The following is a 13,005-nucleotide window of genomic DNA, read 5'->3' on the forward strand; positions in this document are numbered from 1 at the left end:
CACTCACTCCTCTTTTTTTTAATTTGTTGCATTACTCTTTCTGCTCATCTGGCATAATAATTGTTGTGAATTTGCGTTTTTTTCTTTCTGATGTTGGTTCATTTATTTGATATTTCATAAATAAATCTCTTAATTGCGTACTCATTTCTAGAAATTCTTCATCAGATAAATATAGGATTGCTTGACTATAGCCTACACCATCTCTGTATAAGTCAATGTTGTCTTTATTCAAATAATTACCATAATCATTTACTACTCCTGAGATGAAATGTGTAAATAAGTCTAGATGTTCTTCTTTAGTAAAATTCTCAATTTCTTTTTGTGAAAGCCTACTAGCATCCATTTCTAATTTATACACTTTCTCTACCGTCCCCCTTTTCTGTATCTCTTCATCCACCACAATAATGCCGTTGTCATGTAGAAATTTGATATGCCGGTATAAAGTAGCTTTTGGAATCGTCGGAATGTATGTGGCAATTTGTGCTGGCGTGTATTTTTTACCACCAGCGAGTATTTGAATAATTTCCATTCGAACTGGGTGTAAAATTTGCTTCCATTTTTTCATTGATATGTGGACTCCTTATCTAATATTCTCAATTATTATATTATTATTATTTTTGATAATAATCAAGTTTTTTTATTAAAAATAGTTACTTTTAATAAAAAAAGAGCTTTCCTTTTTGTAAGAAAGCTCTTCCGATTCTTATATTGAATTTATAAGCGCTCTATAGGCATTGTACAACAACGGAATGATCCACCTGATTTAATAATTTCTGAAAATGGAACTTCTATAATGGTGTAGTCTCGCTTTCTCAGTTCCGTATTTACCTGTTTATTTTCTGGCAAAGAGAGAATGGTTTTATTGCCGATTGATAAAACATTTGTACCTAATGTAAATTGTTCTTCTTCTGTCACTTCGATTAATTCATAATGTTTTTTGAGTATATCCATATCCTCTTTGGTAAAAGCCTCACGATAAATCAAAGCTTCTTTTTCACTAATAATATTGAACGCACAATCCAAATGTAGAATATCATCTCGTAAAGTTAACGGAATGATTTGTTTATTTGGTACTTCTAACTCTAGACTCTTTACTGCTTGCTTGGTAGTTCGTTCTGATAATCCGACAAAAACGTGATCTGGTGCAACAATAACATCTCCACCTTCGATTGATGGAACAGTAACCTTCTTATAAGAAAGATCATTTTGTTCAAAATACTTTTCTACTTCCTCCACTTCTGGTTTTCTTATTTCTCTTTGCATCTTCGCTAGAAATGCCTGCTTATTAATTACAAAACCAATGTCTCTTGTAAAAACTTGCTCATTTAGTTGTGGTTTCGGTTCTAATTCAATAACCTCTACATTGTGTGATTTTAGAACTGCAACAAAATTTTCGTGTTCTGTTACTGCTACAGCTACATCAATATTTTCATTTTCGTAATGCTTCTGTGTTTCATTAATCACTTTCTTTATCTCCATATATGTTGGTGGACAGACTATTACCTTTTTCAATACACCATATTCTGTCTCTTGGTTAATCATCAGTGACCCCCTCCTTTTACTAAATTGCCCCTACTCCACACAAATCGTTCAAAAACTTGGTTATATATTCTAACAAGTTTATTTTACATAAAAAGAATCGATGCTATTCTTAAAATACGTTAAAACAATACATTGTAAATAATTATTGGAGGCGATGGGAATGAAACATAAAAAAATGAAAAACCCTAATTTTTTTAGTTTTGTTATTTTAACATTCAAAGTTATGTTTCAATAATACTATTCCTTTTTACGCACAAAAAGAAACATCGAAATACCCTAATTAGTTCGAGAATCGCTAATGATAAAACCTGATTTCATCTACTTTTTTGCAGATGAAATCAGGTTTTCTTTCACATATTCTCTTATCCTTTTGCGACTACGATGTCCCCATTTTCAAAACGAATGCTTATTGCCTCAACAGCATCTTCTTCAAGAATCAGATCTGTAATTCCATCTTCTATTTTGTCTTGGATCACACGACGAAGTGGACGTGCACCAAAACGTGGATCATACCCCTTTTCTGCAAGGAATGCTTTTGCATCTTCTGTAATACTAATTGTTAATCCTTCTTCTTTCAACTGATCTTCTAACTCCATCAGCATTAGATCAACAATTTGTACTATATTTTCTTTTGTTAGCTCATTAAATGGAATAATCGCATCAAATCGATTTAAGAATTCTGGTTTAAAGTAACCACTCAAATTCTCCAATGTGGAGACTGCTTCATTGTTCTCGTTCGTAAATCCAACTGTAATCTGTTTCACACCTGTACCTGCATTACTTGTCATAATAATAACAGTATCTTTAAAGCTAACTGTTCTTCCATGACTATCTGTTAAATGCCCATCTTCCATAATTTGTAGGAACATATTCTGTACATCTGGGTGTGCTTTCTCTATTTCATCTAATAATAGTATACTATATGGATTTCGGCGGACTTTTTCTGTTAATTGTCCTGCTTCTTCATGGCCTACATATCCTGGTGGTGAACCGATAATTTTGGATACAGCGTGTCTTTCCATGTATTCACTCATATCTAGACGAATCATTGCTTCTCTTGTTCCAAACAACTCTTCCGCTAGAGCTTTGGTTAATTCTGTTTTACCTACACCTGTTGGACCTACAAAAAGAAATGATCCGATTGGTCGATTTTTTGCTTTTAAGCCTGCACTCTTTCTTCTTACTGCTTTTGCTACTTTTTCGACTGCCACTTGCTGGCCAATCACTTTTTTCTCTAAGCTTTGGCTTAGATTTTTCATCTTCGCTCTTTCATCTGATTGCATTTTGCGAACAGGAATGCCTGTTTTTTCTTCCATAATTAATTGGATATCTTCTATTGTTACTTCAGCCTTTGGTGTTTCTTTGGCTTCAGCTAATTTCTTCTCAAGCTTAATTTCTTCGTGTCTTAAATTTGCCGCTCGCTCATAATCTTCTTTTTCTGCTGCTTCCATTTTCTCTTTATTAATTTCGTCTAATCGCTTCTGTAGCATATCGCTATCTGTTTCCGATACTTCTAGATTCAACCTTGCACCAGCTTCATCCATTAAATCAATTGCTTTGTCTGGTAAAAATCTATCTTGGATATAACGTTTAGACAAATTCACGCACGCTTCTATTACAGTATCTGGATATGTCACTTGATGATATTTCTCATATCTCTCTTTTAATCCTTTTAGTATTAAAATTGCTTCATCTAGTGTTGGTTCTTTTACCATAATAGGTTGGAATCTTCTCTCTAATGCAGCATCTTTTTCTATTTTGCGATATTCTCTTAATGTGGTTGCACCAATTAATTGTAATTCTCCTCTTGCAAGTGCCGGCTTAAGAATATTACCTGCATCCATTTGTGAACCTTCTGCTGTTCCTGCACCTACGAGTAAATGAATTTCATCAACAAATACAATCACATTTTGACGTTCTTGTAATTCTTGAACAAGTTGCTTCATTCTTTCTTCAAATTGCCCTCTAACACCTGTATTTGCTACTAATGATGCAACATCTAATAAATAGATTTCTTTGTTCATTAATTTTGTCGGAACATTTCCTTCTGTAATTTTTAATGCTAAGCCTTCTGCAATAGCTGTTTTACCTACACCTGGTTCTCCAATTAGGACAGGATTGTTTTTGTTACGTCTGTTTAGTGTCTCAATCACTCGCTTCACTTCGACATCACGGCCGATTACAGGATCAATTAACCCCGCTCTTGCTGCATCTGTTAGATTCTTGCCTAATTGGTCTAACAAACCATTTTTACCTTTACGATTTTTTGTATATGTTTTTGCATGTGGTTGATTGCTTGAATGATTAAATGAATCAAAAAACGCATCAGACTCATGCTCTCCAAAGAAGTTTGTTGGTTGTTTCATTTCATTTTTAATGTCTTGAAAACATGTATCACATACATGTAACGTTTTTTGGTGTTCATTAAATCGAAGGCTAACATTGATTGTTGCTTGACGTGTTCCACATTGTTGACATTTCATATATTATTCCTCCTTCAATTTGTACTGGTCAATTTGACTTTGACTATCTTTGACCTTATGTTTTTATTATACTCTGACCTTTTTTGACTTTCAATACTTATGCTCAAAATTTTTTTGTATGAAAAAAACCAAGCAACAGATTGTGCTTGGTTTCATTTGAATCGATAAGATAAGCTGCACTTATTTATATTACAACACTAAAAGGAATGAACAAGATAATAATAGCAACAAGAATGGACCATAATAATTCTCTCATGAAAAAAATCCCCCTAAGGTTTTTTATTGCAGTGTATCACATGATCTTGTTTCCACACACATCTTCCTGACAAACTTTACATATATTTAACATGGGCAATTTCTTCCACACGAATTTTTATTATGATATGATAAAGATACTAAGACAAAAGGGAGATGAATTTTTTATGACAACTATTTCTTTTCTCCATAACAAAAAGACTATAACAATGACCATTGAGAAAATGGTACTCTATAAACAAGCAAAATTAATTGAAGCAACAGATCGTAAAGGTCAATATTATATCGCACTTTTTTACAAAAATGATTTTATTAATATCAAAAGAGTCACAGATATTAAGCGTAACTCCTTCTTATACTATGCACTTACAGAAGGGAATAGTTATTCATCTACACATCCTCTTACAAAAGTTTTTCTTTCACAACAGACCAATTTGCGTAGCTCTTCATCTAAACAAATGTTCCAACATCTTAAAGATAAATACAACGAAACAGAAACTCTCTTTATACTCACATTATTTAATAATTTTTATGAACCTAAACTACTTCATGATCTATGTAAAAAAACATTTTACCACTATCGTAGAAATGGACAATTATATAAATCCTACAAGGTACTCATCAGTATATTACAAGCAGATCCATCGCATTCCTTTGCTTCAGATATGATTCAACATTTAGATTTCCAAAAGTATCAAAATAAATATACACATTATGAACAACATCTTGATGAATTAAATGATCCCCTCTATATCGAGGCCAGAGCCTGGAATAACGATAACAAAAAAGTCGTCACATACATGACAAAGTTATTCCATGATGAAGGACGTCTATTTGATGAACTTGCCTTACAATACCAACTCATCCAGGCGAATAGCTCTCCTATTAATCGAAATACATTTGACCTTATTGATGTTTTATTACAAAACATCACAACAAAACAGATTGCTGTTGAATTTTGGCAATCCTTATTAGATAACAACATCTTCCATGAGGCAATCATCGCTAAACTATATGATTATCATGCTTATTCCAATGTATTCCTAGCCTATATGGAACACCCATCCCTAGCTAACCAAGCAATATTAGATACCATATTGCCTAAGCTAGACACAAATGTGTTACTTGTTGAAAAGGACAAAGTATTTCCTTTCTTAATTCAACATTATGGTAATAACAAAGAGCAGTTAACTAAATGGACTGAACATATTACATGGAAATTATTAAAAAGTTGTACATTAGACGAATTGCTAGATCTGACATCATCCATTGAGCTAAAACTGCCGATTGTTCAGCAATTAAAAGATATGCAAACAATGGAAAATAATCCTGATCAACAATACCAGCTTGGTGAGAAATACTATAATTTGAAGCAATACGACAAAGCTATTCCATGCTTTGAATGGGAAATGGAGCTATATCCAGATAACATAGCAGCAATTCAATATTTGGAGAAATGTTATCTAGCATTAAATGACCAAACGAACGCTAAAAATTACCAAGATATATTAGTAAGCATTGGGACACGTTAATCATTAACTTGTCTCAATGCTTCGCCATAATGTCATTGTCGCATAGGTTAAATACGGCTCCCAATCTTTTGAGAATGTAACCATTTGTTCTATTGTAGGCTTCTTCTCTAGCTGCAAATACTTTTTTAATGCATTCTGTATCCCTATATCTGCCATAGGAAATAAGTTCTTTCGACCAAGACCAAACAACAACCAATTTTGTGCTGTCCATTTTCCAATTCCTCGATAAGTTATTAATTCTCTTATAATAGCTTCATCGCTTTCTTCTTTTAATTGATTTAAATCTAACTCCCCCTCGGCAATCGCTCTAGATGTATCGATAATATATTCTGCTTTTCTCGAACTAAACTGGAGCGCACGTAAATCTTCATAAGATAAAACAGCAACATCCTCGGGCGTTGGATAGAACCAAACACCATCTATTTGTTTTCCGTATGTATGCACAAATCTTTCCGTTAATATATGAGAAAAAGTGAGATTCAATTGTTGATGTATGATTGTTTTAATTAAACATGGATATAATCCTACTTCCTTTACAACAGGTGTAAAAGGATACTGCTTAAACAATGTAGTTAAATTCGTTTGCGCAAAATGAAGTTGTACTTTTTCCAGGTCTTCCTGTAATTGAAATATATCTTGTACAAATGCTACAATTTGCTCCTTATCCTCTTCTACATCTGCTTCAATAGTAAAAATGAGCTCTCCATCTTCTTTACTGATTTGAACTGTGACTACTTTATTAATTTTTTCATTTCTATAAGGAAGCTTTACCACTCGTTCTTCCAAATTCACCATATTTAATGGGTCAAATGACATTCGCATTAATACATAATCAATAGCATAATGATCCTTTATTCTTATCTTTTCAAGTAACATACAACCCCTCCATTCACTATTTTTAGCACATATCTGTGGTATAATAAAACGAGACTTATCAAACACTTTTTGAAAATAATATATATAAATAATAGCACTATACATCCTTCTAGAAAATAGGTGATAAATAATGGAGAAGCAATTCTATGCAATTATCGATATTGGATCAAATACAATGCGTTTAGTTATTTACATGCAAGAAAAAGGCGGCAGATTAAAAGAAGTAGAGAATGTAAAAGCAGTAGCAAGATTGCGGACATATCTAGACAATAATCAAAAATTATCCAATGCAGGTATTTCAAAATTAATCTCCACATTGAAAAGTTTTCAAGATGTGTTAGCTGCATATGATGTCAATTCTATCATTTGTGTCGCAACAGCAACAATTAGACAGGCTAAAAATAACCAACAAATAAAAGAAAAAATTGAAATAGAAACAGGTTTAGATATTCGGATATTGTCTGAAGAGGAAGAAGCGTATTACGGCTATCTTGCTGTTGTGAACTCTACTTCTATTACTACAGGTATTACTGTGGATATTGGTGGTGGCAGTACTGAAGTAACCTATTTCGAAAATCGTGAATTAATTGCCTCTCACAGCTTTCCATTCGGTGCGTTAACATTAAAGGAATTCTTAAGTGAATCTATTCCTACAGAACAAGAATTAGTAGAATTAAAACAATTCTTAACAGAACAGTTCCGCTCTTTACCATGGCTAATAAATAAAGATGTACCTTTAGTCGCTATTGGGGGTAGTGCACGAAATCTTGCCCAAATCGATCAAAATATCAAGAGATATCCACTCGCAGGGCTTCATCAATACAAAATGTATGACACAGATATTCAATCAATTAGTAATTATTTAACAGATTTAAAGACAGAAGACTTACCAAAAGTCGAAGGATTATCAAAAGATCGAGCAGATATTATTATCCCAGCAATCCAAGTTTTCCATACATTATATCAAGTCATCCAAGCAGACAGCTTCATTTTAAGTAGAAAAGGATTAAGAGATGGCGTATTTTTTGAGCAACTTTCAAAAGACATCGGTACAACCCTTTTTCCCAATGTGTTAGAAGATAGTATTCAAGAATTAATGAATGACTACAACTTGAATCCTAAGCAAATATTGCATGTCCAATACTTAACAAGAATTGTCTTTAACTATTTAAAAGACAACGGCGTAATGAATCTAATGAAAACAGACTGGGAATTAGTCAAACGTGCTAGTTACTTATGCCATTTAGGTGAATACATTGATGCAGAATCTAGTGCACAACACACCTTCTATTTATTAGCGAATAGAACCATTGATGGTCTAATGCATAAAGAGAGGCTCATGCTTGCACTTATTGCTTCTTATAAAAATAAAACAGTCTTCAAACAATTTATCGGACCATATAAGGACTGGTTTTTAAAAGAAGAACGAAAAAAATTAAGGCATCTTGGTGCATTGCTTAAGTTCACCTATTGTTTGGATGCGACGAAAAGGCAAATTGTTAAAGAGTTAGACATAACAAAAAAGCAGCGTAAGCTTGTCATTACACTATATTGTAGTGGTGATTATACCCCTGAAGAATACCAGGCAGAAAAACAAAAAAATCATTTAGAAAAAATCATAAAAATGGATGTCGATCTTCATTTTGTATCAATGAAGAAGTAGTAGCTTTTCTTTTTTTCTTATATCCAATGTCAGACAAGTGTATGTAAATTTGTTTAGTTATTTTTACAATAAATTTACATACACTTAACAATAACTCCTTTCTCTAGCGTTATGATAGTAATAGTAATAAAGTAATTATTTTTTCATTTCGTAAATTTTTTTTCATATATTGCAAGTAAAGGATGATTTGTCATGACAACAGTTGAATTAGAAAGAGAATTGGGGCGTCCCACTAATTATAATAACCGTGAATTAAGTTGGTTGTCTTTTAATAGAAGAGTGCTAGGTGAAGCGGACGATGAAAGCAATCCATTATTGGAAAGGTTACGTTTTTTAGCAATTTTCTCATCGAACCTGGACGAGTTCTTCATGGTAAGAGTGGCAGGATTAAAAGACCAAGTAAAAGCAGGGTTTAATCGTCGTGATAATAAATCGGGCCTTACGCCAAAAGAACAATTATCACAAATCTCTGTATTCAATCATCAATTAGTCGAGGAACAATATACGATTTATAATTTTTTGCAAGCAGAACTTCATGACAACAAGATTAAGCTATTATCTGTAAAAGAATTATCTAACCAACAATTAAATGAATTAGAAACTTATTTTGATGAGCATATTTTTCCAGTGCTTACACCAATGGCGATTGATGCATACCGTGCTTTTCCAATGCTATTGAATAAATCGATTAATTTAGCTGTGCAGTTAGAGGACTTATATGATTTAGATTCCGACCAACTAAAAACAGCTATTGTACAAGTTCCTGCATTACTTGACCGATTTATTTGTGTGAGTAATCATCAGTATATTTTGTTAGAAGATGTTATTCGTTATTTCATAGCTAAATTTTTTACAGGCTATAAAGTAACATCCATTATTACATTTCGAATTACAAGAAATGCTGACATGACAATACATGAAGAAGGTGCTCGTGATTTACTTAAAGAGATTGAAAAAGAATTAAAGAAAAGAAAATGGGGATCCGCTGTCCGACTAGAGGTAGAAAGCCATCATCAAAATGAGCAAATGATTGATTATTTGTTGCACGAACTCGAAATCCACCATAAAGATGTATATATGATTGATGGTCCACTTGATTTAACTTTCTTATCAGACTTCTATAGTACATTACGTAAAGATTACGAGCACTTAGTGTACCAAACATTAATTCCACAGCCAGCTCAAGATATTTATGAAGGAGAAACCATATATGATGCAGTCAGAAATAGAGATGTCTTTCTCCATCATCCATACGAATCATTTGAACCAATTGTTGATTTAATCAGTGAAGCTGCAGATGACCCTGATGTACTTGCAATCAAGCAAACATTATATCGTGTCAGTGGTGATTCTCCGATAATAGAAGGACTTAAGAAAGCAGCAGAGAACGGCAAGCAAGTCACTGTGTTAGTCGAATTAAAAGCGAGATTTGATGAAGAGAATAATGTTCAGTGGGCTAAGATGTTAGAAAAAGCAGGGTGTCATGTAATATATGGCATGATTTCATTAAAAACACATAGCAAAATTACTCTCATCGTTAGACGTACACATGGCAAAATTGAACGAGTTGTTCATTTAGGAACAGGCAATTATAATGATCAAACAGCTAAATTTTACACAGATATGTCCTATGTAACGACAAAGCGCAAGTTCGGAATTGATGCGACCAATTTCTTTAATTATTTAAGTGGCTATACAGAAAAACCAGATTTCCATCATTTATCTATGGCTCCATTTGATATACGTAATGATATTCTTCATTATATTGATACAGAAATTCATTATCATAAACGATTTGGTAATGGTCGAATTATTGCCAAAATGAATTCATTAACAGACAAACCACTTATCCAAAAGCTTTATGAAGCCTCTCAAGCTGGTGTACAAATCGAATTAATTATTCGTGGCATTTGTTGTCTAAAGCCTGGAATCGAGAAAATTAGTGAAAATATTACTGTAAGAAGCATTGTTGGACGTTTTCTAGAACATAGTCGAATCTATTGTTTTCATCATAATGGTGAAGAGAAAATCTATTTATCTTCTGCTGATTTGATGACAAGAAATATGGTAAAGCGAGTAGAGTTAATGTTTCCTATCTTTGAAGGCCGAATCAAAGCAAGAATTATGGACATATTACAAATCATGTTAGAAGATACTGCGAAAACTCGCATACAACAGTCAGATGGAAAGTATCGACATATTAAAAATGAAACAAAATATCCATTAATCGACTCTCAACTCGTCCTATTTGATATGGCGTATCACTTATTGGAAGATGAGGAATGAGTGAGGTAAGTATACATTCTTGTTGATTACTTCAAACAAAAATATCGTACAAATAATCGCATTTAATTTCATGGAACATTCTTACTTTAGGTATTTGCACTATATAAAAAGTAGTTCAGTCAAGCTTACAAATCGCAATCTTGTAAGCCAAAACTGAACTACTTTTGTTATTCCACATTTTTTTACTTCTATCTTACAAGCCGATAATACCTTTAGGTAGTAATTGTTTTAACATTAAATCATCCAGGCTTTTAAATTGATAGCCTTGTTTTTTTAATTCATCAATGATTGGACCTAGCGCATCTGCGTTATCTTTAGATACTGTATGCATTAAGACAATGGCGCCAGGATGAATTTGATTAATTACTTGGTCATATGCATATTTCCAACCTTGTTCTTGTCCTTCATTCCAATCAACAAAAGCCAATGACCAAAAGATGTGTGTATAACCTAATTCATTTGCCCATTGTAATGATTGCTCATTAAATGTCCCTTTTGGCGGTCTGATATATTGGACAGATACATTATTAGCTAATTTCTCCATTTTGCTTGTTAAATCTTCCACGTCTTTTGTAAAAGCCTCTTTGGAAATTTTGGTGAAATCGCGATGCCCATCAGAGTGATTTCCAATAATATGACCTTCACGCATCATTTTCTTTACTAAATCTGGCTGGTCATCCACGTAGTGTCCTGTTAAAAAAAACGTTGCAGGAACATTCTTTTCTTTTAACGTAGCTAAGATCTGCTCCGTATAACCCGCTTCATAGCCATTATCAAAAGTTAGATAGACGTGTTTATCTCCAGATGGATCTAAGTAAAAACTATTATATTTTTCTAAAATAGTTCTGTACTTCCCTACATCTGGCTGTTCATGATTCTCTGCCTTCTTGTATCCCCATCCATAAGTTACGCCTGAGATTTCCATTGGACTTGATACTAGTAGCAGAAGTGTTAGAAATAAGAATAGCCGCTTTTTCATACAATCACCTTTTTAAGTATTTTAAGACGCACATGTCTTATTTCTATTTTCACTTAAAAAGAAGATATTATGCTGATTCCTTAAAAAATAATACTGGCAATTAAACCAAAGATAAACAATGGAATATTGTAATGTAAAAATGTCGGTACACATGTATCCCATATATGATGATGCTTTCCATCTACACTTAAGCCAGATGTAGGCCCTAATGTACTATCAGAAGCTGGAGATCCTGCATCTCCTAATGCTGCTGCAGTTCCAATTAGTGTTGCTGTCGCTATTGGAGAAAATCCTGCTTCTAGACAAATTGGTACATAAAGTGCCGCAATGATTGGGATTGTACCAAAGGACGATCCTATTCCAATTGTAATTAATAATCCAACAAGTAATAAGATAAATGCAATCAATAAATGATTTGACTTAAGTAACGCAGAGGAAGATTCCACTAGTGCTTGGATGGAACCAGTCTCTGTAAGAATATGGCCAAATCCTGATGCAACTAACATGACGAATGCAATTGTTCCCATCATCGTTACACCTTTTTGAACAAATGCATCACCTTCTGATAATGGTGTACAGAATAATGCCACCATACTAATAATCCCCGCTAACGCACCTACAACCAGACTTTCTGTAATAATTTGTGATGTTAATGCGATAAGAATGGCGATAATGGTAAATAGATGTTTGCGATTAAATTGAACGTTCTCTATTTTATCTTCCACATAATTGTTCGGTAAATATTGTGGTGCCACACGGTCTTTACGATATGTAATAAAGACAGCAATCAAAAGGCCAACAATCATCCCGATACCAGGAAGTAATAAAGCTTTTGTTGTTTCACTTATAGTGATGCCAATACCATTATTCTGCATTCCTTCTTGAATGGTTTGGTGAAAAATTAAACCAAATCCGACTGGCAACATCACGTATGGTGCTTTTAATCCAAATGTCAAAGCAGAAGCTACTGCTCGACGATCTAATTTCATTTGATCAAATATCTTTAATAATGGCGGAATCAGGATAGGAATAAATGCAATATGAACTGGAATTAAATTTTGCGAAAGCGATGCGATGACAGCGATGGATAATACTAACATCGTTCTTTTTCCAGTTAATTTGTTGATTAAATTTTTCACTAATAATGATGTAATTCCTGTATAGCTAATCATTGCGGCAAAAACACCTAATAGAATATAACTTAGTGCTGTATTTGCTTGACCACCCATACCTTCAATTAATAACTCTACTGACCTAATCAGACTTTCCCCTGACATTAAGCCAGCTATAATTCCTGCAATAATAATCGCAAAAATCACATGTACTTTTAATAAACTTAATGCGAGCATGACAATTACGGCTACGACGACAACCCATTCCATTTGATGT

At 33.3% G+C, this 13,005-nt stretch carries 9 protein-coding genes; 3 read left to right on the forward strand and 6 right to left on the reverse strand.

Translation table 11 applies throughout. From position 1 onward, the window contains the following. Positions 1-31: 31 nt before the first annotated feature. From ACFOZ1_RS13710 to ACFOZ1_RS13720, 3 genes are all read right to left on the reverse strand, one after another. The gene (locus ACFOZ1_RS13710; protein ID WP_390200181.1) at positions 32-565 is read right to left on the reverse strand and encodes a helix-turn-helix domain-containing protein; all 534 of its coding nucleotides are present in this window, start codon (positions 563-565) and stop codon (positions 32-34) included. Positions 566-714: 149 nt separating this feature from the next. Continuing rightward, on the reverse strand, positions 715-1,542 hold the full coding sequence (locus ACFOZ1_RS13715; RefSeq protein WP_390200183.1) for a dimethylarginine dimethylaminohydrolase family protein: 828 nt from the start codon (positions 1,540-1,542) through the stop codon (positions 715-717). Positions 1,543-1,904: 362 nt separating this feature from the next. Further along, the gene (locus ACFOZ1_RS13720) at positions 1,905-4,025 is read right to left on the reverse strand and encodes an ATP-dependent Clp protease ATP-binding subunit (RefSeq protein ID WP_390200185.1); all 2,121 of its coding nucleotides are present in this window, start codon (positions 4,023-4,025) and stop codon (positions 1,905-1,907) included. A 422-nt stretch (positions 4,026-4,447) separates the two neighbouring features. On the opposite strand from ACFOZ1_RS13720, the gene ACFOZ1_RS13725 reads away from it, so the two are divergent. Continuing rightward, positions 4,448-5,812, forward strand: coding sequence for a hypothetical protein (locus tag ACFOZ1_RS13725; RefSeq protein WP_390200186.1), 1,365 nt, complete (start codon positions 4,448-4,450; stop codon positions 5,810-5,812). Positions 5,813-5,815: 3 nt separating this feature from the next. Here the strand turns inward: ACFOZ1_RS13725 and ACFOZ1_RS13730 are convergent, their stop codons facing one another. Then, positions 5,816-6,688, reverse strand: a complete 873-nt coding sequence (locus tag ACFOZ1_RS13730; protein ID WP_390200188.1) for a DNA-3-methyladenine glycosylase family protein — start codon at positions 6,686-6,688, stop codon at positions 5,816-5,818. Positions 6,689-6,818: 130 nt separating this feature from the next. Between ACFOZ1_RS13730 and ACFOZ1_RS13735 the strand changes: the two genes are divergently transcribed. Continuing rightward, positions 6,819-8,351, forward strand: a complete 1,533-nt coding sequence (locus ACFOZ1_RS13735; protein ID WP_390200190.1) for a Ppx/GppA phosphatase family protein — start codon at positions 6,819-6,821, stop codon at positions 8,349-8,351. A 192-nt stretch (positions 8,352-8,543) separates the two neighbouring features. Beyond that, the gene (locus ACFOZ1_RS13740; protein ID WP_390200192.1) at positions 8,544-10,637 is read left to right on the forward strand and encodes an RNA degradosome polyphosphate kinase; all 2,094 of its coding nucleotides are present in this window, start codon (positions 8,544-8,546) and stop codon (positions 10,635-10,637) included. Between the two features lie 193 nt (positions 10,638-10,830). Here the strand turns inward: ACFOZ1_RS13740 and pdaA are convergent, their stop codons facing one another. Together pdaA and ACFOZ1_RS13750 are read right to left on the reverse strand one after the other, a co-directional pair. After that, positions 10,831-11,616, reverse strand: a complete 786-nt coding sequence (gene pdaA / locus ACFOZ1_RS13745) for a delta-lactam-biosynthetic de-N-acetylase (RefSeq protein WP_390200194.1) — start codon at positions 11,614-11,616, stop codon at positions 10,831-10,833. 80 nt (positions 11,617-11,696) lie between these two features. Beyond that, positions 11,697-12,998 (reverse strand): Na+/H+ antiporter family protein, encoded by a 1,302-nt coding sequence (locus tag ACFOZ1_RS13750; RefSeq protein ID WP_390200196.1) that lies wholly within the window; start codon positions 12,996-12,998, stop codon positions 11,697-11,699. Positions 12,999-13,005: the final 7 nt, after the last annotated feature.

The organism is Gracilibacillus marinus, assembly GCF_042651725.1.
Lineage (GTDB): Bacteria > Bacillota > Bacilli > Bacillales > Amphibacillaceae > Gracilibacillus > Gracilibacillus marinus.

What these genes read in the sequence shown, in the direction of transcription:
- ACFOZ1_RS13710 (WP_390200181.1), bottom strand. Translation starts at nt 565, where the DNA reads ATGAAAAAATGGAAGCAAATTTTACACCCAGTTCGAATGGAAATTATT.
- ACFOZ1_RS13715 (WP_390200183.1), bottom strand. Translation starts at nt 1,542, where the DNA reads ATGATTAACCAAGAGACAGAATATGGTGTATTGAAAAAGGTAATAGTC.
- ACFOZ1_RS13720 (WP_390200185.1), bottom strand. Translation starts at nt 4,025, where the DNA reads ATGAAATGTCAACAATGTGGAACACGTCAAGCAACAATCAATGTTAGC.
- ACFOZ1_RS13725 (WP_390200186.1), top strand. Translation starts at nt 4,448, where the DNA reads ATGACAACTATTTCTTTTCTCCATAACAAAAAGACTATAACAATGACC.
- ACFOZ1_RS13730 (WP_390200188.1), bottom strand. Translation starts at nt 6,688, where the DNA reads ATGTTACTTGAAAAGATAAGAATAAAGGATCATTATGCTATTGATTAT.
- ACFOZ1_RS13735 (WP_390200190.1), top strand. Translation starts at nt 6,819, where the DNA reads ATGGAGAAGCAATTCTATGCAATTATCGATATTGGATCAAATACAATG.
- ACFOZ1_RS13740 (WP_390200192.1), top strand. Translation starts at nt 8,544, where the DNA reads ATGACAACAGTTGAATTAGAAAGAGAATTGGGGCGTCCCACTAATTAT.
- pdaA (WP_390200194.1), bottom strand. Translation starts at nt 11,616, where the DNA reads ATGAAAAAGCGGCTATTCTTATTTCTAACACTTCTGCTACTAGTATCA.
- ACFOZ1_RS13750 (WP_390200196.1), bottom strand. Translation starts at nt 12,998, where the DNA reads ATGGAATGGGTTGTCGTCGTAGCCGTAATTGTCATGCTCGCATTAAGT.